Origin of the sequence: Paenibacillus hemerocallicola, assembly GCF_006265175.1 — a bacterium.
In the GTDB taxonomy this organism is placed as follows: Bacteria; Bacillota; Bacilli; order Paenibacillales; family NBRC-103111; genus Paenibacillus_AB; species Paenibacillus_AB hemerocallicola.
On the sequence record NZ_VDCQ01000047.1, the window covers coordinates 43,539 to 65,934 of the forward strand.

Below are 22,396 nucleotides of genomic sequence, written 5' to 3' on the forward strand. Positions count from 1 at the left end.
TCACTTCTTCTCCGCGGTTTTGGGAGGCGCCCAGTCTTTTTCCGTGACGACCTCGATCGTTTTGCCGTCGGAATGGAGCAAGATGTTGCCGTGCAGTCCCGTGGAATATACGTTTGCGCCCTTTTTCTCGAGCCGTTCCTTCAAGTTCGGGCTTTGAAACACGTTTTGGCTCATGACGACGATTTTCGGCGACACGGCTTGCAGGAACGCCTCGGAGGAAGAGGTAGACTCGCTGCCGTGGTGCGGGATGTCCATCATGTCGACCTTCAGCTTGTCTTTCCAGGGCGAGGCGGACAGCTCGATTTCGCGGTGCTTGTAGATGTCGGCCGTGAACAGAAACGTCCGGTCGCCATACGTCATCCGCAGCACCATCGAATAATCGTTCAGCTCCTGGGCGGAGAACGCTTTCACCGCATCCGGCAGCTCGCCCTTCGGCGGGTTCAGCACCTCGAAGCGGACGCTGTCGCCGAGCTGAAACATGTCGCCTTCCTCCAGCGTTTTCTTCGGCACGTTGTTCGCATCGATCGCGGCTATCGCATTGTTGTAGGCCGAAGATTTCGGATAGGGCAGATTTTCCATGTAAAACTGCTTGATCGGAATTTCCTTCGCTATCGTCGCGTAGCCGCCGATATGATCGATATGCGGATGCGTGTTCAAGGCGATATCCAGCGACGGGATGCCGAGCTTCTTCAAATAGGCTACGACTTGGCTGCCGACCTCGGGCAGACCGGCGTCGACCAGCATCGTTTTGCCGTCCGGCGATTGGATCAGGAAGCTGTCCCCGGTCAAGTTTTCCCCGGCCAGATGGAAATAGCGGATCGTCAGCTTGCCTTTGTAAGCATTGTTGTCGAATATTTGATCCGTCCGCTGTGCGGCCGTCTTTGGCGTTTCCTGGACGGGCGCAGGCGCGTTCGCGGTCAGTCCGGGTTCGGAAGCGGCTCCGGTGCACCCGGCCAGCAGCGAGGAAAGAACCGCGATCATACTCCATGATTTGACGGCGGCGGTGCGGCATGACTTGAAAAACATGGTTGGCGCCTCCTTTCGTTTCGCGATGCGGGCGTGAAGAAACAGGAGGGCGAATGTGGCCGCACCCTCCTGAAGTATACTTGCTGCTGCCGGCGGCATCGGGTTTACTTGCTGTTTTTGTAGCGCTCGTACGCTTGCTTGTACGTTTTCATGTATGGGTCTTGACCCATTTTTTGCACGGTCGCGACGTATTTGTCCCACTCGGACATCGGCTGCGAGCCGGTGATGAACTTCGCTTCCATCTCGCCGATGTACGTCTGGATGTCCGAGCCTACCGTGGAGCGGAATTCGGTCTCTTCTTCCGTGAAGTTGAAGTTGTTCCACAGCTCCTTGATCGCGTGCGGCTGGGCTTTCTTGCCGACGGCGACCGATTCGGGCAGCGTCTCCGACCCTTTGAAATATTTCTCCTGCACATAGCCGGGGTAGCTTCCGCCGAGCCAAGTAATGTATTTGGCCAAAGCCTGGTCCATCGTCAGACCGCTCGGGTTTTTCGTAATTTCGTCCACGAATTCGAGCTTGCCGTCCGCGGTTTTTTTGTACGTCTGGCCTTCGATGCCCATGAAGTAGAACGTAGCCCCTTCGTCGCCGAAGAAATGGTCGATCCAGCGGACCGTCGCTTCGGGATGCTTGTTCTTGTCCGTGATGACGAACGCCCCGGGCCATACGGCCGGTACTTTGACATGGGAGTACAGCTGGTCGCCCTGAGGCCCTTTCAGCGCGCCGAGTCCGAAATAGCCGGCCTGGTTCAGCTGGGTGGTCGGGTTCGGGTTGATCGTCGCTCCGAATACGCCTTTTTGGCCTTTCGCGTACAGGGCGCTCGTCTTGATCGTAAATATTTCTTTATCGATCAGCCCTTCGGTATACAGCTTGCGAACGTACTCGATCACTTCTTTGTATTTCGGGTCGGTGCGGAAAAAGCGCAGATCGTTCGTCTTCGGGTCGACGTCGACGAATTTGTGCCCGAGGCCGCGGTTGCCGAAGCCCCATGCGCCTCTGACCTGCTCGATCAGCGGATTGATGCCTTCTCCGGCATAAGGGATTTCGTCCGCCTGTCCGTTTCCGTTCAGGTCGGTTTGCTTGACCGCCTTCAAATACTGGTACAGCTCCTCGGTCGTCGTCGGCTCCTTCATGCCCAGCTTGTCGAGCCATTCCTGCTTCACCCATAGCGGCGTACCGATGAGCATCGGCAAAAAGTCAGGGCTGTAAAACGACGGGAACGAGTAAATGTTGCCGTCCGGCATCGTCAGCCCTTTTTTCAAATCCGGATATTTGTCCATCAGCTTCTTGAAGTTGGGGGCATATTTGTCGATCAGGTCGTTCAGCTTGATGAACGTTCCCTGAGATCCGTATTTCATCAGGTCGGAAGCCGGGACCCGCGCGGAATAGAACGCATCGGGATAGTCTCCGCCGGCCAGCGCCAAATTGCGCTTCTCGGTCAAGTTCTCGAACGGCACGAGCTGGAACTTGATATTCATGTTGGACTTCTTGGCGTATTCCTTCCATACGAGCGTTTCCTCGAAGTTGTTGCCGTTGGTCGCCGCTTTGCCCGTAAAAAAGGTGAGCGAGATCGGCTCCTTCACGATCGGCATTCCCGCCGGGTTCAGGTTGGCGACCTCCTTCGCCGCGCTTTCCTTGCCGGACTCGTTTGTTGCGGTCTTCCCGTCGCTGCCGCAGGCCGCCAGCAAGCTGCCCGCTACCGCCACGGTCGCGGTCATCGCGATCCACCGTTTTGTGTTCATGGATGCATGTCCTCCCTTTTCTCCATTGTCATTATGCGCTAATAGGGCTCCGCCCTCAATAGCCGAGTGAATAAAGCGCTTACCTGTGCATCGTCTAGCGATGGCTCGGTTTGGAGCCAAGCAGAGATGCTGCGGTCCGGATACCGGACGCCTCCGTGATGCAAAGCGTCCATCCTGAACGAGAATAGTGCAGCAGGTACACGTGGTGTTCTGCTTGCGAAAAAAATGGGGCATGCCCCGTCAAGCGGAAGGGAAAGTTCCGCTATTCGCCCAGAGCCGCCCGAAGACCGGGCAATACGGAACAAGGAGTTCCTTTCTTTCACGACGATCGTTCATTTTTGTCGGATTTGCGGGCGATAGCGGAACCGATTGTTCCTTTACGGCCGTTTTTAGGGCCGAATTTATCGAATAGCGGAACAGGAAGTTCCGCGAAGCCATAGACGATAGCGATTGAACTGACGATGGCACGTTTGAGGGCGAACCTTACTTATGGTCCGTCTCATTGACGCCAGGCTGGCAGCTCTTTGGGCAAAATAGACGGCACTCGGAGTAATAGTGTTCAAACCAGCCTTATCCACGCGAAAACTTGCCCCCGAGCGCCGAATAGTGCTGGAATCGATGTTATTTGCTCGGCTGATGGGCGTGGGGCCAAGAAAATGGGCCAGCTCCGGAGTAATAGTGTTCAAACCAGCCTTATCCACGCGAAAACTTGCCCCCGAGCGCCGAATAGTGCTGGAATCGATGTTAATGGCTCGGTGGGAGGGAAGTTGGCCGGCAAAAGCGGGATATGCTTTATATGGTAATGTGGAAGGAGCATGGGTCTGCCTAACGCCGCCAAACGTTCGCCCCGCCCGACGACGCCCGTACCCGACGCGCAGCCGTTCCTTCATCCCGTGAACGTCTCGTGACCTTAATCTTTAATCGCCCCAAACTTTCACCCCAAAAAGTGAAGAGAGTCTTCGAAGTTTATTCCGAGTGCTTTCCGGAAACCCCGGATCTTCACCCCGAAAAGTGAAAAGTGCCTTCGAAGCTTATATCGAGTACTTTCCGGAAACCCCGGATCTTCACCCCAAAAAAGTGAAAAGTGCCTTCGAAGCTTATACCGAATACTTCTCGGGGACCCCGGGTCTAACGGCGCCATCATCCTTTAATCGCCCCGATCATGACGCCTTTGACGAAATATTTTTGCAGGAACGGATACAGCAGCAGCACCGGCAAATTGGCCACGATGACGACGGCGTATTTGATCGCTTCGCCTTCCATGACGCTTCTCGCGTGGGAATCGTCGCCGATGCCGAGCATCTCCTGCATTTGTCCCTGAATGAGAATTTCCCGCAGAAACAGCTGGAGCGGATACTTGTCGCGATCGGTCAAATACATGAGCGCGCTGAAGTAGGCGTTCCAGTGTCCGACGCTGTAGAACAGGATCATGACCGCGATAATCGGCATCGACAGCGGCAGCACGATTCTCGCCAGCGTGGACAGGTTGGAGCAGCCGTCGATCGCGGCCGCTTCCTGCATCTCGTAAGGGATGCCGCTCTGGAAAAAGGTGCGCATGATCAAAATGTTGTACACCGACACGGCTCCCGGAATAATGAGCGCCCACATCGTGTTGAGCATGCCGAGATTTTTCACCAGCAAGTACGTCGGGACCATGCCCCCGCTGAAAAACATCGTGAATACCATCATCGCCGCGATTACGTTGCGGCCGTAGAAGTCTTTGCGCGAGAGCGGGTACGCCGCGGCGACGGACATGACCAGATTGATGGCGGTGCCGACCAAGGTGTATAGAATCGTGTTCATATATCCGGATAAAATCTCGCTGTTTTGGAAAATTTTCTGGTATCCGACCAGCGTGACGTTTTTCGGCCACAGCCATACTTCGCCGCGCATGACCGCTTCGGGACTGCTGAACGAAGCGACGAGGACGAAGACGAGCGGATACAGGACGATGACGCATATGAGCGCCAACGCGGCATGGACGGCCCAGTCGAACAGCTTGTCGCCGGTGCTCTGTTGTTGGTTCATACCGCATCACCTCCTACCACAAGCTTGTGTCGTTGACTTTGCGGGCGATCCGGTTGACGACCACCAGCAGGATGAAATTGACGATTGAATTGAACAGTCCGACCGCAGCCGAATAGCTGTACTGCCCGTCGATAATGCCTTTGCGGTACACGTGGGTGGAGATGATATCCGATGCCTGCATATTCAGCGAGTTTTGCATCAGGAACACCTTCTCGAAGCCGACGCTGAGCAGGGAGCCCATATTCAGAATGAGCAAAATCGTAATCGTCGGCATAATGCCCGGCAGGTTGATATGCCAGATGCGCTGCCAGCGGTTCGCCCCGTCCACCCGGGCCGCCTCGTGCTGCTGCGGATCGATGCCGGTCAAGGCGGCGAGATAAATGATCGAGCTCCATCCCATCTGCTGCCATACGCCCGACAAGACGTAGATGCTTTTGAACCAGGCCGGCTCGGTCAGAAATTCGATCGGTTCCCCGCGAATCCAGGTGATAACATTGTTCAGCAGCCCGGTTTGCGGCGAGAGGAAAATCATCAGAATGCCGACCATGACGACCGTGGACAAAAAATGCGGCGCATACGTAACCGTTTGCACGAACCGGCTGAATTTTTTCGACCGCACCTCATTGATCATAAGGGCGAGCACGATCGGAACCGGGAACCCGACGAACAGCTGGTACAGCCCGATGCCGAGCGTATTTTTGAGCAGCCTCCAAAAATAATAGCTTTCGAAGAAACGCTCGAAGTGGCGAAACCCGACCCAGGGGCTGCCCCAGATGCCTTTGGTGGCGATGAAATTTTTGAAGGCGATCTGCACCCCGTACATCGGCACGTATTCGAAAATAATAAAGAAGGCGATGACCGGCGCGATCAATAAATACAAATCCCAGTTTTTGCGAATCCTTCTCATGACCGCCGATCGGCTCGGCTTGATTCCGGCGTCCTTGGCTGCCGCCGGCAAGGAAGCTTGCTTGGACAAAACCCCACCACCTGCTTTCGTTCTGTTCTTCCCGGAGCATAGCAGAGCGCCCGCGGAAAAGGTATTTACACTTCTTTCGTTCATTGGCGGCTCATTGTCCGGGCTTAAAAAAAGATAACAACCTAAAAAAAAGCATGTTTTGCGGAAAACGATCTTTCGATACAATGGGTAAGAATTATAATGAAGCCGGTCAAACCGGGGGCAAAGGGGTAGGCGGAGCTTGAAATGGGCTGTTTGGAACGGTCGCTCGCTAATGTTCAATATTTTCATCAGCTTCCTCGGCATCATCGTGCTGTTTTCCGTCTTTAACGCGCTGTCCGTCCATTTGTTCAATAAAGGCGTGCAGAAGGAGATTATCCAATACAACCGTCTGATGCTGAAAAATACGGCGGAACGATACCAAACGCACTTCGAGCGGATCAAAACGCTGCTGTTCGACACGTACACGGACGAGAAAATCGTCGCGTTCAACCGTCAGCTGCAGGTGAAGGGCGAATCGGACATCGAGTATTGGAAAGCTTCGGAAATGCTGAAGGAGCTCCGGTCGGAAGCGTATAATCCGATGTTTTATCTCAACAATCTGATCGTGTACTTCGATTCCCACTCGTTTATCGTGGAGAAGGAGGGGACCGTGGAGGCGGACATGTTTTTCTCCCGCTTCTATGTCAGCCCGGATTATCCGTTCGCGTACTGGAAGGAGCAGTTCGGACGGACCGGCAACTACAAGCTTCATCCGCAAAAAACGTTCACCGTGTCGACGCTGAATTCGTCGGCCTCTCACGAGCTCATCCCGTTCTCGTTCCGGATGCCGTCCTCGAACTATCAGGTCATCGCCCTGCTGGACGCCCGGATGCTGCAGGAGGCGTTTTACGGGACGGAGGACAACAGGCAGTTCATGATATTGCAAAAGGACGGCTCGCTGCTGTACCGTTCGTCCACGGAGCTGTCCGCGGCGAACATCCCGGCATTCGAGAACGGCAGCGGCTACGGTTTGTCGCGCGGCTACTACTATTTTGTCGAGAAGGATACCGAGGGGAATCTCACCTATGTCACGGCCGTTCCATATGCGAATATCGCGTCCCGGGTGCGGAACGCCAGCTTGACGCTGCTCCTGGTCTTTGCGGTGTCGATCGTGATCGGGCTGCTCGCCTCCCTTTATTTCAGCCGCAAAATCAACCGGCCGGTGAAGCAAATGGTCACCTCGATTCTCCAAAGGGACCCCGTCGAGCTGCGGAGCCCGATCCGCGAATTCGACCTGATCCATCGGAACATCCACGAGCTGATGCGGGAGAAAGAGGCCGTTCACAAGGAGCTGCTCGATAAACGGTCGCTGCTGACGAGCTTCGGCTATATAAACAAACTGAAGTCGATCACGTCCGACATCAACGAATGGAAAGATATCGCCGTCATGGACGAATCGTTTTTCATCGTGCTGTTCCAGCTTCATTTCAAGCTGCAGCCGGTCGCCGACAGCGAGATGAAGACCGAGCGGATGGCTTATTACATCCAGGAATATATCAGTCTCGTCCTGAGTGAGCGGCTGCCTTCGTCGCATACGTTCCAGATCGAGAACAACCAAATTTTGTCGCTGATCCGCAGCAAAGAAATACCCGAGGCGCTGGACGAGACGCTGACGAGGCTGAAGACGATACTGGATCGCGACAAGGCGTATTTTCTGGTGACGATCGCGATCAGTCCGGTGTACGACCGTTCCGCGCAATTCAATGACGCTTACCGCGAGGTGCTGGAGATGGCGCAGCAGGCGCGGCCGATGGACGAGAGCCAGGTGATCCGCGAGCGCCGCAGCGTTCCGGCCCAGCTCGTGTTTACCGTGCCGCAGGAGCAGGAGCTGTATGCGAATCTGCAGGCGGGCAACCGCCAATTATTTTGCGTGGCGTTCATGGAGCGGATGCTCGATCAGATGGACAAGAAGGAAGCGAGTATCCAGCAGCTGCGGCAGCTTGCCGAAGGCGTGATCGCGAGGGTGGCGAAAATATTGGAGCCGTACGGGGCGGATGCGGATTCCTCGTTGCAGCGGAGGCAGTCGGCACTTATGCAGGAGTGCTGCACGCTCGAGCAGTTCAAGCAGTTTTACGGGCAGCTGTTCCACGCGGCCGCGGCCGTGATCCAGACGAAGAAGGAGGAGCAGGACCCGACCGTTTCCTTCGTCATGGATTACGTGGAGAACAAGTTTGCCGACGATGCGTCGCTCGACCTGCTTGCCGACAAATTGAATTTGTCGTCGGCCTACTTGTCGGTGTATATCAAGGAGAAGACCGGCGCCAATTTCAGCGAGCACATCAACGCCGTCCGCATCCGCAAGGCGAAGGAGCTGCTGTCCGCTACCGACCTGAGCGTTCAGGAGATCAGCGCGCGAATCGGCTACCGGAACGTGACCTCCTTTATCCGGATGTTCAAGAAGATGACGGGCATTCCCCCCGGAGAATTCCGCAAAAACCGGGTGATCGAATCGGAGAAGCCCGACCGGGAGCCGTGACCGCTGGTCAAGCGGTTTCCCGCCGGACGGCCTGGTTAGCCCTCGTTCGGCGTTTACGCCACACCATGCACCAAAATTCGCTAATCGTGAACTTCGTTGCGCCAATTTGGAGCTTTCGGACGAATCCGTAAATTACTGGGCAAAGTTGCGTTCAAAACAAATCCTTTCTTCCCCTGCCTGCGTCAATTCGTGGTTGTTTCTATTCCTTTTACTTGTTTGGGCGGTTTTTCGTTTTTTTTCTACTGCCGCATATTTGGTGACTAGACGTTGCCGTATATAGCGGAGCCGAGTTCCGTTATCGTCCGGAATTTCGTTGTACTCCCGAATATAACGGCACAGGCTTCCGCTATTTCGATCTGTCGAGGTGAAAATGAGGGTGAACGGCGGAATAGAGGAACGGTTTTCCGTTATTGTGCTGCCGACACTTGCATTCGGGTCAATAGCATACTCCAGCTCCGCTATTTGTTGGATTCGCGGTCCCGCAAGGTGCCGGCAAAGGCAGCCAGCCTTCACCGATCATGCCGTACATGCTCTCCCGTACGCGAATTATGCTGTCGTAGTTTTTTTCGACATAGTTGCGATTGTATTTCCGGCTTAGTTCCAGTAAGCTGACTATAGAACCGTCCGGGGGACGAACAGGCTGCCCGGAAAGCCAAATGAGACGGCGATTCGCCGTCATCGAGACCCGATATGGAACCGGAGCGCCATGAAACTGATAACGAAAATGCTGCTGCTGATCGCGATGCTGATGGTCCCGGTTATCGCGCTGTATATGTATTCGAATGACCAAAGCATCGGCGTCGTCGAGGAGCAGATCAATATCGCCAACCAAAACCGGCTGAAGCTGTTCCTGGAAAAAATCGAGGGCACGATGGACCAGGTGTCCAACTATTCCAACATTATTACGAAGGACCCGGATTTGTACGGGATGACGGGAAATGCGCTGCCGGCCGACCGGTACGACTACGCCGTTCTCGTGGACAGCATCGAACGCAAGCTCGGCCTGTTCAGCTTGTCCACCGATTGGATGAGCCGCTTCAGCTTATATTTTCCCGCATCCGGCCGCGCCGTTTCCTCCCATTCCTCGATCGTTTACGACGAATCCTATTTGACCGAACATTTGAGCGCCAACTGGATATTCCGTCCGATCACGGTCAACGGCATACCGAAACGGGCGTTTACCCGCTATTTCGTCGAGCCGTACGCCGGCGTAACCGATTTGCGGCAAGCCTCCATTATCGTCGAGGTCGATCTGATGGAGGACAATATCGTGTCGCTGCTCGACAGCTTCAAGTCCCAGGGCAACAACGATCCGTTTCTATACAAGGCGCCGGACGGCTACGTGCTGAACGGAACGGCCGACGGAGGCATCGCGCGCCGCATCATCGATTCGTACGACGTGGCGGCAAACGTCCGCGCGAAAAACCACGATACGATCATGCTGGACAACAAGCGGTATTTGATTTACTTCTTCCAATCCCCGAAGCTTGGCTGGACGCTGATCGATTACGTGCCGCTAGCGGACATCGTGGCGCCTTTGACCAAAAGCCGGTATTTGTTTTACGTCACGGTAGGGCTTCTGCTGTTTCTGGGGGGAGCCGCGGCTTATTTGCTGTACGTGCATGTGCAGGTGCCCGTAGAGCTGTTGACGGAAAGCGTATCCAAGCTCAAGAAGGGGCAGTTCTCCGTCCGTCTTCCGTTGAACCGGAACCGGGAGTTCCGGCGGCTGATCGCTCAATTCAACGAAATGGCGGCGCAAATTCAGCATTTGGTGGAGAAGGTTTACAGCGAGGAGCTGCGGTCGAAGGAAGCGGTGATGAAGCAGCTGCAATCGCAAATCAACCCGCATTTTTTGTACAACAGCCTCGCTTACATCATCAGCATGGCCAAAATGAACCGACCGAAGCCGATCGAGGCGATGGCTTACAGCTTGGCCGATTATTTCAAATATACGACCCGCAACGTGTCGATGACGACGACGATCCGCGAAGAAATCGATTTTGTCACTTCCTACATGGAAATTATGAACTACCAGCTGAACAAAATCTGTTGGCGCATCGCGATACCGGACTCGATGCAGCATATGCCGATTCCCCGCCTGCTCATTCAGCCGGTGGTGGAGAACGCCATCGTGCACGGCCTGGAGTCCAAGCCGGACGAAGGCGAAATCCGCATTATCGGCACGGACGAGGCGGACTGGTGCACCATTACGGTCGAGGACGACGGCGCCGGCTTGACCGCGGAGGAGCTGGAACGGCTGAACGGACGGATTGCGCAAATCGAGACGGACGGAGACAGCTTCGGCTTGTGGAACGTCAATCAGCGGCTGCGCCATCAATTCGGAGGACAATCCGGCATCGCGATCGAATCGTCGGCGGACGGCGGCTTGAGGGTCGTGCTGCGCTGGGAAAAAAATGAAGCGGCAAAGGAAGGCGATTCCCATTTTTTCGGTTCTGATCGTGGACGACCATAAGCATCTCGTCGAAAGTATGGCCATTACGATCCCTTGGGAGCGGTATGGCGTGAGCCGCGTCTTTCAGGCGTTCTCGGGACCGGAGGCGCTGGAGACGATCGCGGGCCAAGCCGTCGATATTCTCATAACGGATATCCGGATGCCCGTCATGTCCGGACTCGAGCTGATCGAGCGCGTTCGCGCTTCCGGGCACGATATCGACTGCATCCTGCTGACCGGCCATTCCGATTTTCAATACGCGAAGCGGGCGATGGAGCTCCAGGCGATCAATTATTTGGTGAAGCCGGTCCGGGACGAAGAGCTGCTGCGCACGATCGGCGGCATTACGGCCAAACGGCTGGAGCGGCTGGATCGTCAGGCGGAGCTGGAACGGCTGCGCGATGCGGCGCGGGACCAGATTCCGCGGCTGAAGGCGGATTTATTGGCGGCCAAGGCGCAAGCGGAGCTGTCCGTTCACGAGGAGCGGGAGCGGATCGCCGAGGACATTCACGATATCGTCGGACATACGCTGACCGCCACCTTGTTTCAGATCGAGGCGGCCCGGAAGCTCCTCGTGCGCAACGATGCCGAAGGGCTGACCCGGCTAGAGCAATCGCAGCAACTGGTGCGCAAAAGCTTGCAGGACATCCGCGAGGCGGTCGGCATGCTGAAGCACCCGGACGAGGATGCCGATCTGGAAAGCGTACTGAGGCGGTTCGCCGCGGAAGCCGAGCGGATGGCCGGCATCTCGGTCCATTGCTCGATCGGGCTTGACTGGCCCGTTGCGGATACCGCGATCATCAAGATCGTCTGTCACGCCCTTCAGGAGGGGATCACGAACGGAATCCGGCACGGAAAAGCCGCGACCTTCGCATTCGGTCTGCATGAGGAAGCGGGTGTCCTGTTCGGGTCGCTGCGCAGTGCCGGGATTCCTTACGGCGGCCAGGCTCTGGGCTTCGGGCTTCGCGCGATGCAGGAGCGGATGCGGCGTCTGGGCGGCAGCTTGAGCTTGGCGGCGGTCCGGGATCCGGACGGGACGCTGCTATCTTTCCGGGTGCCTCTGACGGACGTTCCGGATGGGGCGACAACCTGATACAAGGAGCGTACGAGACGATGCTCGAGAAGCTCGTAAAAGCCGTGCTGCCGGCGGCGCTTGCCGTCGCGGCATTGACCGGCTGCAAAGAAGAGGCGTCGCCGCCGAGGCCCGTAACCGGACTCGCGGGCGCGCCGGGCAAATTCGATCCGCCCGTCGTCATCTCGACGGCGAAGGCGCTGCGCAACGACGATAAGCTGAAGGACGGCGACACGACGGAGGACAACCCGATCAGCCGATGGGCGCGCGACAGGCTCGGCATTATCCAGACGAACAAATGGATCGTAACCGACCAGAACGACGCGCTGACGACCCGGATCAAGCTGGCGCTGTCCGGCGGGGAAGAGCTGCCGGACGTGCTGTTCCTGACCGACGCGCAAATCCCCGGTCTGCTGCCCGATCTGGTCGCTTCCGGCAGCATAATGGATATTGCCGAGGCGTTCGAAGCCTACGCGCCTGCCCGCGTCAAAGAAGCGTACGAGAAAAACCCGAGCGTCTGGAGAAGCGTCATGCTGAACGGAAAAAGGTGGGGTCTCCCGCAAATTTCCGACGGCAAAGTCGGGGACCCGATTCTGTGGGTCCGCCAAGACTGGCTGGACCGACTCGGGCTTAAGCCTCCGGCCACGCTGGACGAGCTGGAAACGGTGCTGGACGCCTTCGCGAACGGCGATCCCGACGGCAACGGCAAGCGCGACACGATCGGTCTCGCCCTCGCCGGCAAGCGCTATCTGAACGACTGGATCGGCGACGCCAGTTTCCTGTTCGGCGCCTACGGCGACCAGCCTTACCAATGGAACCGGACGAAGGACGGCACGCTCGCTTACGGCTCCATACAGCCCGGCGTAAAATTCGCGCTCGCCCGGTTAAGCGAATGGTACGCGAAAGGATACCTGGATCCCGATTTCGGCACCCACGACGAGCAGAAGGCGTCCTCGCTGTTCGCGAGCGGCGCGGCCGGCGTCATTTCCGGGCCCGGCTGGATGGGCGGGTGGCCGCTTAGCGACGCGAGCGGGACGCTGCCGGGAGCGGTATTCAAGCCGATCCCCTACCCGACCGGACCCGACGGCAAAATCGGCCGGATCGGCTCAAAGCTGTCGTACGGAAGCTACTTTTTCCGCAAAGGCTTCGACCGCATGGATGCCGCGTTCCTTTACTGGGATGCCGTATACGGCTCGCTTATCGAGGACCCCGCTTCCGATTTCGCATATGGTTACGCGGAAGGCTACGATTACATCCTGAAGGACGGCGAGCTCGTCTATGACTTCCCGGGCGCCACCAGCACGATATCGAAGCATCTGTTGTTCGGGCCGGGCAGCGCGCCCCCGAACGTCATGCCGGGCGAGAGCATAGAACGGCGGGTCCTTCAAGGCCATATCCGGTCGCCTTACGAGAAGAAGCTCGCCTCCACCGCTTCCCGCCTGTTTTTGGAAGGGCGGCTCGTGGGCGATATCCAGCTGGAGCATTCGCGGAAAAACGAATTCGTAGGCCCGCATCCCCCGACGATGTCGGCGAAAGGGCCGCTCCTCGCCAAGCTGGAGCGGGAGGCGTTCCTGAAAATCGTATACGGCAAGGCGCCCGCCGATTCATTCGACGAATTCGTCAAGCAATGGCGCGAAAACGGCGGAGACGCGATTACGGAAGAGGTGAACAGGTGGGATCTGGAGAACGGGCGAGTCGCGTCGGCGGCGGAAAAGCTTGCATCCGGGGTAACTCTCCGTTAATTTGGTAGTAGCGGTCAATAGATTGCATATTTTTGCTGGGAGAGGTGATCGGGCTTCATGCATGTGATGGAGTACAAGGACGTCGTATACGGTCCGCATGAAAGAAACGTATTGGACGCGTATCTGGTAGGGAACGAAGAAAGCCCTTCGCCGGCGGTGCTGTTCCTTCACGGAGGAGGCTATGTCGGCGGAGACAAAAACGCCGTCCTGTCCACGAGACTGATGAAGGAATGCATCGAGGCCGGCATTTCCGTCGTGTCGGCCAATTACCGGTTTATTACGAAATACCCGTTCCCGGCCCCGATGGAGGACGGTACGCGGGCGATCCAGTTCGTGCGCCACAAGGCGGCGGAGTGGGGGATCGATCCGACCCGCATCGCATCGGCCGGTTCATCGGCCGGAGGGCATATCGCGTTATGGAATGCGCTCAAGGGCGATTTGTCCAAGCCGGACAGCCGCGACCCGGTGGAGCGGGAGTCTTCCGAAGTAAAGGCGTTCGTAGGCTTCGGTACGCAAGCGTCGAAGGATCAACGATTTTATGAGGGGATCTACGAGGGACCGCACATTCAGCCGAACCTGAAGCTGTTTTACGGCATGGATTCGATCGAGGACCTGTACCGGCCGGAATTTCTGAAGCTGGCCGAGGAAGCTTCGGCGATCCATTTCATGTCGGACAAGGCGCCTCCCGCTCTGATGAATTACGACTATGCGCTCGACCTCGACCATCCCCGCATACCGGCCGAAGCTCCGGTCGGGGAAGTGATCCATCATCCGATGCACGGCTACGTGCTCAAGCGGAAATACGATGAACTGGGGATTCCGTTCGTCCTCCGGCATGTCGGAGATCCGCTCCGCTCCGGGGAAATCGCCGGTTTCCTGCTCGACAGCCTCGGATGACGGAAGGCAACACAACAGCGGGCTCCGTATGGTTGCGGAGCCCGCTTGTTTGTTTGCGCATAGCGCCGTATTGCCGCGCTTTTATTGCTCGGACAGCCGCTTTCGGATTCGGAGCTCGATTTCCCGTGCCTGCGCCAGCGCCTCCGCGAGAGGCAAAGCGGCGGCTTTGTTCGGGCTCGTATGTCCGACATGCTCCTTCCATGCCGCGCTCAGCAGCCGATGCCGTTCCAAGACGAGTGTAAAAAAGCCGGACGCCCGCTGCCGCTCCACATATTCCGGCGTTCGTTCCGGTGTCGCGCCGAACAGGCTTTGCAGCAGCTGCCGAGCGAGGATCCAATGCCCGCTTGCATTCGGATGGATGCCGTCGCCCGACTTGTACCCCGGTTCTTCCTTTTTTCTATGTTCGGTGTATCGGGCCAAAGGGGTGCGGATATCGACCACGCCGTCCACAATATCGCCGAGAGACAAAATCCAGCGGGAATAGTGCCGCAAAACGTCATCATAGTCTGCATACGGATTGGCGTAATCGTACGACGTCGCCCCGGCGGACCGAAGCGCTCCGTTCGGGCCGAACGAATCCGCATCGAAAGGGGGAGGCGTCATGACGATTGCTTTCGCCCCTACGTGCTTGACCTGCCCGATCGCATCCAGCACGCCTTTCCGGTAAGCGGCGAACCGGTCTTCGGAGAACGGATGGTAAATCCCGTCGTTCATGCCGTACCCGATCAAGACCCAGTCCGGCTTCGTCTCCCGCAGCGCGTTTCCGAGCCGATCGTGTACGCATGGCCGAGGGAACGGATGACCCGGTTCGCTTAAGCCCGAAGCTGTCTCGCTGGAGACGCCCAGGTTGATGAATTGCAGCTCCTTCTCCGGCAGATGCTGCCGGAAGTAGGCATCCATATAAGCGATGTACGTGCCGTTGTCGGTTATGCTGTCGCCGAGGAACAGAACGGTCAATCGGTCGGATATGCCGTAATCCGCTTGAAATAACGATGACATGGCGCGAGCTCCTTTTTTCCGTCATCATACCATGCCCGGCGGACCGGGTGAATGTGGAATTTTGTTTCGATATCGCGGGCGAAAGGTGGAATCCGGCGCCCACGGAAGCCCGGCTTATGCTATAATGGCGATGAGATTGCGTTTTTACTAGAGAGGGAGAGGGAACGTAAAATGAGCGACCGCACCGTGCTGCTCGTAGACGGCATGGCGCTATTGTTTCGCGCCTATTACGCCAGTTCGTACAGCGGGTATATCAAGAGAACGAGCGCCGGGGTGCCGACCAACGCGGTACACGGCTTCGTCAAATATTTCACGGACGCGATCAAGCGGTTCCGTCCGACGCACGTCGTCTGCTGCTGGGATATGGGGAGCACCACCTTTCGCACCGAGCAGTTCGCCGATTACAAAGGAAACCGGGAGGCGGCTCCGGAAGAGCTGATCCCCCAATTCGATCTGGTCAAGGAAGTGGTAGACAGCTTCGGCGTGCCGAATGTCGGATTGGTCGGCTACGAGGCGGACGACTGCATGGGAACGCTGGCTCGACATTATGCCGACGAACAGGCGCACGTATTCGTGCTGACGGGGGACCATGATTTGCTGCAGGTTGTGGCCGAACGGGTGCACGTCGTCATCATGAAGAAGGGCCCGTCCAACTATGCGGTATACGATGAGGCCGCGCTGCTCGAGGAGCGCGGATTGACACCCCGCCAAATTATCGAGCTGAAGGGATTGACGGGCGACACCAGCGACAACTATCCGGGAGTAAAGGGAATCGGGGAGAAGACGGCGCTGAAGCTGCTCGCGGAATACGGCGACATCGACAGCATTCTGGCCAACCTCGGATCCGTATCCGCAAGCATCCGCAACAAGATAGAAGTCTCGCTGGACATGCTGCACTTGTCCCGAGACCTGGCGACAATCCGCTGCGACGTTCCGGTCAGCTGTCCGATCGACGGCTGCGTCTGGTCGCCCGATCTGGTCCGGCTCCGGGCGAAGTTCGAAGAGCTGGAGTTCAAAGGGCTCGCGCAGCAGATCGGCTAAGCGTCGCGTCCGGATCGGACGAAATACATAGCCGCTGCAGGTACCGGGCTTCCGGACAGGCTTATGGCGATTCGCTTACAAACCAACTTACGGGAGGAACCCCCCATGCCGGACATGCTCGTCAAACTGTACGAATTGCCCGAGAAAACGACTATCATCAACAAACTGGCCGAGGAAGGAATCGTCATCCGCCGCGGCTTGGCCCCTGAGAAGCATATCGTTAAAGATTGGGTGCGCCGCACGTTCAGCGCGCACTGGGAAAGCGAAGTCGACGTGGCGTTTTCCCGTTTGCCGGTTTCGTGCTTTATAGCAACCGAAGGGGACAAAGTAGTAGGCTTCGGCTGCTATGAGGCGACATGCAAAAACTACTTCGGCCCTACCGGCGTCGATCCGTCGATGCGGGGCAAAGGAGTGGGCAAAGCGCTGCTGCTCGCCTGCATGCACGGGCTGCACGATGAGGGCTACGCCTATGCGATCATCGGCGGGGCGGGTCCGACCGAGTTTTACGGCAAAGCCGTCGGCGCTATTCCGATCGAAGGCTCGGTGCCCGGCGTTTACAAGGGCATGCTGAAAAAAGTGCAGGAGTAGGTAAGGCGAGTAAAGATGCAAAGAGAGCTCGAACGAATCCTTCGGCTAGAAGCCGGAGGATTTTTTGGTGCGAACTGTGGTGAACCTGCTCGGCTCGCCACATGTCCAATGGATAAAGTGCAGTTAATCCGGGCGTTATTCGCGTTTTGAACGGTTTACCGGAAAACATACATTTGTTTTTGTACTGTAAGTCGACCTTGTTACCTTGTAGCGAATTTAGATGCATATTTCCCCATCTTTTCCAGTTGCTTAACGATATTTTATGTGGCTGTGGGCGATTAACTGCATACTTTCCATTCCGAAGAAGTGGACGACCAAAAGCGAGGGATGTTTGTTTGAAATCGCGGCGGGTCGCCAAGTGAACGAAAAAGGGCGCAGGCCGGTATAAACCGGGCGCCCTCCATTCTGTTGCCGCTCGAATAGAAGCTCTTAATCGACCGGGGATTCGTCCCCCGGCTCGTCGTGCGTATTGTGGTCGGCCGGATAGCCTCCGCGGCCCAATCCTTCGTGGAGATCGCGGTTTTCATAAGCAAACCGGTTGGGCGGACGCTGGTCTTCGCGCCATGGCGTACTTTTGCCCAATGACCGGGACAATATGCTCGAGCCGTACGGACCCTCCGGGAATTCTTCGGCGGCCAAATCGTTGCGCTGCGATTCGACGGTAGCCAGGTCGGTATGCTCGCTGCGCTCTTCGTCGATAAATCCTTCATAAGCATGCAGCCGTTCGGTTTCCCGTTCTACTCGTTCATCGGACATGACAAAAACCCTCCTTGGTGACAGTTTGCTATAGTGTTCCCTTGGAGGGTGCTTTTTACAAAATAAACATTCGGCATTCGGGGTGATAGAGACGGTTGATGCTCGATCTCGGAATAGGTCGATACGACGTTTTTCATATGAATGACATTGGCTTGCCGATACAATCGATAGCGGACTGGACTTTAGTCTTGGAAAAAAACCGCCGTTAAGACCGGTTCGGGGAACGCCTTTTATTCAGTATGATAAGGTCAGTGAAATTTTGCGAGGCGAGCAGAAGGAGAGACGCTTCATGACTAAACGTTTGCTTCCGCGTTTGCGGGAATGGGACAACCGGGTATTCCGGTGGTGCAACGGCTCGATCCGCCATGCCGCTCTGGACCGGCTGTTCGGATGGTTCACCCACCTGGGAGGCGCTCTGTTCACGATATCGTTCGTGCTGGCATTCGTCCTGCTTGCATCCGAGCCATGGCGCGACATCGGCTGGAGAAGTCTAGTTTCCCTGGCGGTCAGTCACGCGGTCGCCGCCATTATCAAGAGGAAGGTCGATCGGAGAAGGCCCTATATGGCTTTGCAAGGAGTAGTAACCGGTCCGAAGCCGCTCAAGGATCCTTCGTTTCCTTCCGGTCATACGACGGCCGCCTTTTCCATATTTGTTCCGTTCGCGTTCGCATCGGTCTGGCTGTCTCTGCTCGTAATTCCGCTGGCCGCGACGGTCGGCATGTCGCGCATGTATTTGGGGCTCCACTATCCTTCGGATTGCTTTGCCGGCTGTTTCATCGGGACTTGCGTATCGGCATTGGCCGTTTCGTTGATTTGAGGTAGTAGCGGAACTGGAGTACACTATTAGGAGGGGAAAATCGTTGTTGTAGGGAAATAGCGGAGCTCAGGTGCTCTATCCGCCTCCAAAGCTAGCCATAGATGCGCATTGGGCTCCAATAACGAACCGCAGTTCCGCTATTCCGGCGAGCGGAGCCGGATTTCTTCGGAATAACGTACTGCAGTTCCGTAATACCACGGGGGCCATTTTTGGGGGCTTCGGGTGGAATTCCTTGGGGGAGGGATCCCCCGTAGTACTCGGAATACGATTAGAAGGACAGCTATACTTTCGGGAGACTGATCAAATGTCCGTGAAATTGATCATGCCGACTATCTCGATCAGAAAATTGCGAAGGTCTTCCCCGTCCTCTTCGGACAGCTTATACACATATTCGAGATAACCGGGCTCATTCAGATCGTCCGGGCCTATAATCGCCGTTTTGCCGGACTGGATGTCGGTGATCAGCTGTTTGCCGTAAAAGCGGCTCGTGCTCGTAATCGCCAGGTCGAAGCGCTGCAAGGAAGGCGTGATGAAGCAGACGAAACGCGTTCTCGTATCTTCCGAATGATCGTATAAAAAATCGAATGAATTCGCGGACATGGGTGGGTCCTCCGTCGTCGTTTGTAGTAACTCGATTATACATGAATGCGCCAATGCGGGCAAAAGGATGTCAATGAAAGCGTTAGGAAAATATTGTATCGGAACCCGCTTTGTGGTATGATGTCGATGAAATGAAATGATCGGCCGGAGGAAGCACCTCTTCTACTTTATGTGGAAGGGGTGCTTTTTGTCGTGCCGCGAATCCGAGGAGGAGTCTGGATGAATCTCGTTTTTTTGAACAGCTTCGAGAAGCGTACCGAGCATGACGGCAGCACCGTATCGGCCCAAGTGTCGATCGCCGAGGAGCTCGGAGAATGGAGCGTATGGTGGCACGAGCCGTGCAGCGAAGGATTGCCGACCCAGGAAAGCTGGTATACGGGAGCCGCTTGGGACGAAATGATTGCCGAGTTTCGCGCCCGGCTGACGGAAAAGCGGCGTGAAGGATACCGCCCTCTGGTCGAGCAGGCCGCGGAACGGGAGTCGGGAAGCACGGGACGGGGCTTGTTGGTTCGGAAGCTCGAATATTACGGCGAGCTGCATGCGGACCCCGAGCTGTACGAGACGCTGCGGCGCTGGCGGAACGGGCAGGCTGCGCACGAAGGGAAGTCGCCGTTTATACTCGCTTCCAACCGGCTGCTCAAAATGATTGCCGCGTTCGTCCCGCATTCGAAGGAGGAACTGCTGCAATTGCCGGGCCTCGGCGAGCATAAGGCAGGTCTATACGGGACCGATATACTCGCCTTGACGAACTGCGCGACGAGACAGACGGCATTCCCGCTCGATTGGGTGGAGGAAGCGGTGGACGGGACCGAGGCCGAGCAATGGGTCCGCGACCGGCAGGAGCAGCGGCGCAAGGGCGAGTCGGCCAAGCAGGAGCTGAAGCGCAAGCTGCTCGAAGCGATCGCCGGCGGCTTGGATCTCGGCGCGATGGAGCCGTTGCTAGCGCTCGGCCGCCGGGAGCTTGTTACCCGCATCGAAGAGCTGGACAAGGAAGGCTACGAGCTGGAGCGGCTTATTGCGGTCGAGCTCTCGTCCATCCCCCAGCCTCTTATCGACAAAGCCTGGAGCGAGTTCGAAGCTTCGGGCGGCCGTTTCTTGCGACCTATTCTGCAGCGGCTGTACGACGAGAAGTCGCTGGACGAACAATCGTTGAGCCGCGCCTACGAGTGGCTTAGGCTGCTGCGAATCCGCTACCGCAAGGCGAAAATCGATGTTGTGGAAGCGGCCGGGGAGGACGGGGAAGAGGCTCCGGGACAGTCGGCTTAAGCCGCCCCGGACTTTACCGCCATAAGCAAAGAGGCCGTCCCGGCCGCCGCGAACGGACGGATGGGACGGCCTCTCCTGGGCGGTCAGAACCAGTTTTTCTTTTTGAAAAACCAAAACATCGAGAAGCCGACTCCGAAGATGACGGTTAATACGGCAAAATAGCCATGGGACGTATGAAGCTCGGGCATATTGTCGAAATTCATTCCGTATATGCCGGTAATAATCGTCATCGGCATGAATATCGTGGTGAGCGCGGTGAAAATGCGCATAATTTCGTTGGTCCGGTTGGACAGGCTGGACTGGTACGCCTCGCGCAAGTTGCCCATCAAATCGCGGAACGTCTCGAACGTTTCGGTAATTTTCACGGCGTTCTCGTGAATGTCGCCGAAATATTTTTGCAGTTGATCGTCGATCAGCCTCAGCTCTTTTTTGTTGAGCGACCAGATGACGTCTCTTTGCGGAACGAGCATTTTTTTGAGCCACAAAATTTCGCTGCGGAGCCCGATTATTTCGTTCAGATGCGATTTTTTCGTATGCACGAGAATGTCTTCCTCGAGCGATTCGATCTTCGCTTCGATCCGGTCCCCGACGATAAAATAATTGTCCACGACCAAATCCACGAGATGATACAGGAAACGGTCGGGCGAATTGACTTCTTCTTCCCACAGCACCGGCTTGATCGAGCGGATCTCGTTTATTTTTTGCCGGGTAATCGTAATGATCATATGCTTGAATAAAAATATGTTCAAGGCGCGAAGAAAAATTTCTTCGTCATCGAAACGTATGCTGTTAATCACGATAAAATAGTGCGAATCGTACAGCTCGATTTTGGGACGCTGCTCCTCTTCGTTCATGCTGTCTTCCACAGCCAGATCGTGAAGCTGAAATAGCGGTTGGAGCATCTCCAGATCCTCCAGATTCGCGTCGATCCAATAGAAGCCGTTTGCCGGCGGCATCAGCGCCGCCGCGACATCGTCTACCGGCGTAAACAGTCCGTTTTGTACCAGACGTACCTTCATCTGTCTCACCCCTTAGCAGTGTTCCCCGGAATGCGGGTTGTCACCATGCGATTTGCTTGAAACGCCAAAAGGACATCGCACGCAGCCGAACAAAAAGGAGTCGCCGCACCCAGGATGCGGCTGTCCGTTTCCGGCCGCGGACGCCATGCCAAAAGGCGCTTGCCTGTAGTGCAGGCCAGTAACAACAATTGGCCAACAAAGACGCAGCAAACGATCCGCCTTAAGCTATAGTTCGACAGAAGGTAAATCCGGTTACGCCTGAAGTTTTATCGGTAGGCGCGATGCATCGGACGACAAGCCTTCCGCCGTTCGCAACTATGCTGTTGATTCGTTGTCGGTCTGGGTCGGTCCCCGTCCATGCATCGTTCACCCCTTCGTTTCGAATCATGATTGCATTTACTTGTCCAGTATACGCTTAGAATGTCAAGCGCACAAGATGGCCGGAATCGGCCGATACGTCCCGCAGGGGCAAAAGAACGGGGCTGCGCAGCTTCCACAGCGCTCCATTTACACAAATTTAACGATTTCGCGCCCCATGGCATCATATGCGGCGGCGGACGAAACGTGTACTCGAGGTGCATGGCGCAGCGGATGACAGCGGTTTGCACGGTCTGACCGCCGATCGAGGGGGCATCTTGACGAAATCGTTTCGATCGGCTACATTAGTACTATAACCTTAACGATAACCGAATAAGCTTTGAAACTCTTATCAAGAGTAGGTGGAGGGACCAGCCCTATGAAGCCCGGCAACCGACAAATCCGTCACGTAGGCGGAGATGCACGGTGCTAATTCTTGCGGAAGCGTAACGTTTCTGGGAGATGAGAGAGGACATGCGAGCACGTGCGAAGCGGTGGCCTTTCTTCATCTATGAAGAAAGGCC

General features: G+C 56.4%; 17 protein-coding genes and 1 riboswitch. Of the genes, 9 read left to right on the forward strand and 8 right to left on the reverse strand.

Going from position 1 to position 22,396, the window contains the following annotated elements:
* The 4 genes from FE784_RS26945 to FE784_RS26960 form a co-directional block, all read right to left on the reverse strand.
* Complete coding sequence (locus FE784_RS26945; protein WP_176706542.1) at positions 1 to 1,026, reverse strand: ComEC/Rec2 family competence protein; 1,026 nt, start codon at positions 1,024 to 1,026, stop codon at positions 1 to 3.
* A gap of 104 nt (positions 1,027 to 1,130) precedes the next feature.
* Positions 1,131 to 2,765 (reverse strand): type 2 periplasmic-binding domain-containing protein, encoded by a 1,635-nt coding sequence (locus FE784_RS26950; RefSeq protein WP_139605359.1) that lies wholly within the window; start codon positions 2,763 to 2,765, stop codon positions 1,131 to 1,133.
* A gap of 1,140 nt (positions 2,766 to 3,905) precedes the next feature.
* Positions 3,906 to 4,793 (reverse strand): carbohydrate ABC transporter permease, encoded by an 888-nt coding sequence (locus FE784_RS26955; RefSeq protein ID WP_139605360.1) that lies wholly within the window; start codon positions 4,791 to 4,793, stop codon positions 3,906 to 3,908.
* 13 nt (positions 4,794 to 4,806) lie between these two features.
* Complete coding sequence (locus FE784_RS26960; RefSeq protein ID WP_246132201.1) at positions 4,807 to 5,700, reverse strand: ABC transporter permease; 894 nt, start codon at positions 5,698 to 5,700, stop codon at positions 4,807 to 4,809.
* 289 nt (positions 5,701 to 5,989) lie between these two features.
* Here FE784_RS26960 and FE784_RS26965 point away from each other — a divergent pair, with 289 nt between their 5' ends.
* The 5 genes from FE784_RS26965 to FE784_RS26985 all read left to right on the forward strand — a co-directional run bounded on the left by FE784_RS26965 (position 5,990) and on the right by FE784_RS26985 (position 14,429).
* Positions 5,990 to 8,266 carry an AraC family transcriptional regulator gene (locus tag FE784_RS26965; RefSeq protein ID WP_246132198.1) on the forward strand — a complete coding sequence of 759 codons (2,277 nt, stop codon included), beginning with the start codon at positions 5,990 to 5,992 and terminating at the stop codon, positions 8,264 to 8,266.
* A 706-nt stretch (positions 8,267 to 8,972) separates the two neighbouring features.
* Positions 8,973 to 10,739 carry a sensor histidine kinase gene (locus FE784_RS26970; protein ID WP_139605362.1) on the forward strand — a complete coding sequence of 589 codons (1,767 nt, stop codon included), beginning with the start codon at positions 8,973 to 8,975 and terminating at the stop codon, positions 10,737 to 10,739.
* Positions 10,681 to 11,811 (forward strand): response regulator, encoded by a 1,131-nt coding sequence (locus FE784_RS26975; protein WP_139605363.1) that lies wholly within the window; start codon positions 10,681 to 10,683, stop codon positions 11,809 to 11,811. The genes FE784_RS26970 and FE784_RS26975 overlap by 59 nt, the downstream gene beginning before the upstream one ends.
* A 20-nt stretch (positions 11,812 to 11,831) precedes the next feature.
* Positions 11,832 to 13,532, forward strand: a complete 1,701-nt coding sequence (locus FE784_RS26980; RefSeq protein WP_139605364.1) for an extracellular solute-binding protein — start codon at positions 11,832 to 11,834, stop codon at positions 13,530 to 13,532.
* Between the two features lie 57 nt (positions 13,533 to 13,589).
* Positions 13,590 to 14,429 carry an alpha/beta hydrolase gene (locus FE784_RS26985; protein WP_139605365.1) on the forward strand — a complete coding sequence of 280 codons (840 nt, stop codon included), beginning with the start codon at positions 13,590 to 13,592 and terminating at the stop codon, positions 14,427 to 14,429.
* A gap of 81 nt (positions 14,430 to 14,510) precedes the next feature.
* On the opposite strand, the gene FE784_RS26990 is transcribed toward FE784_RS26985, so the two are convergent.
* Positions 14,511 to 15,428, reverse strand: a complete 918-nt coding sequence (locus tag FE784_RS26990) for an SGNH/GDSL hydrolase family protein (protein WP_139605366.1) — start codon at positions 15,426 to 15,428, stop codon at positions 14,511 to 14,513.
* 171 nt (positions 15,429 to 15,599) lie between these two features.
* Here FE784_RS26990 and FE784_RS26995 point away from each other — a divergent pair, with 171 nt between their 5' ends.
* On the forward strand, positions 15,600 to 16,469 hold the full coding sequence (locus tag FE784_RS26995; protein ID WP_139605367.1) for a 5'-3' exonuclease: 870 nt from the start codon (positions 15,600 to 15,602) through the stop codon (positions 16,467 to 16,469).
* Between the two features lie 105 nt (positions 16,470 to 16,574).
* Complete coding sequence (locus FE784_RS27000) at positions 16,575 to 17,057, forward strand: GNAT family N-acetyltransferase (RefSeq protein WP_139605368.1); 483 nt, start codon at positions 16,575 to 16,577, stop codon at positions 17,055 to 17,057.
* 429 nt (positions 17,058 to 17,486) lie between these two features.
* On the opposite strand, the gene FE784_RS27005 is transcribed toward FE784_RS27000, so the two are convergent.
* Positions 17,487 to 17,813, reverse strand: a complete 327-nt coding sequence (locus tag FE784_RS27005) for a hypothetical protein (RefSeq protein ID WP_139605369.1) — start codon at positions 17,811 to 17,813, stop codon at positions 17,487 to 17,489.
* A gap of 289 nt (positions 17,814 to 18,102) precedes the next feature.
* Here FE784_RS27005 and FE784_RS27010 point away from each other — a divergent pair, with 289 nt between their 5' ends.
* Entirely contained in the window at positions 18,103 to 18,630 is a 528-nt protein-coding gene (locus FE784_RS27010; protein WP_139605370.1) for a phosphatase PAP2 family protein, read from the forward strand.
* A gap of 300 nt (positions 18,631 to 18,930) precedes the next feature.
* Here FE784_RS27010 and FE784_RS27015 read toward each other — a convergent pair whose 3' ends face one another.
* The gene (locus tag FE784_RS27015) at positions 18,931 to 19,230 is read right to left on the reverse strand and encodes a DUF3055 domain-containing protein (RefSeq protein ID WP_139605371.1); all 300 of its coding nucleotides are present in this window, start codon (positions 19,228 to 19,230) and stop codon (positions 18,931 to 18,933) included.
* 219 nt (positions 19,231 to 19,449) lie between these two features.
* Between FE784_RS27015 and FE784_RS27020 the strand changes: the two genes are divergently transcribed.
* The gene (locus tag FE784_RS27020; protein WP_139605372.1) at positions 19,450 to 20,496 is read left to right on the forward strand and encodes an HRDC domain-containing protein; all 1,047 of its coding nucleotides are present in this window, start codon (positions 19,450 to 19,452) and stop codon (positions 20,494 to 20,496) included.
* Positions 20,497 to 20,579: 83 nt separating this feature from the next.
* On the opposite strand, the gene corA is transcribed toward FE784_RS27020, so the two are convergent.
* On the reverse strand, positions 20,580 to 21,515 hold the full coding sequence (corA, locus tag FE784_RS27025; protein ID WP_139605373.1) for a magnesium/cobalt transporter CorA: 936 nt from the start codon (positions 21,513 to 21,515) through the stop codon (positions 20,580 to 20,582).
* Between the two features lie 703 nt (positions 21,516 to 22,218).
* Positions 22,219 to 22,341: riboswitch (SAM riboswitch) on the forward strand.
* Positions 22,342 to 22,396 lie beyond the last annotated feature (55 nt).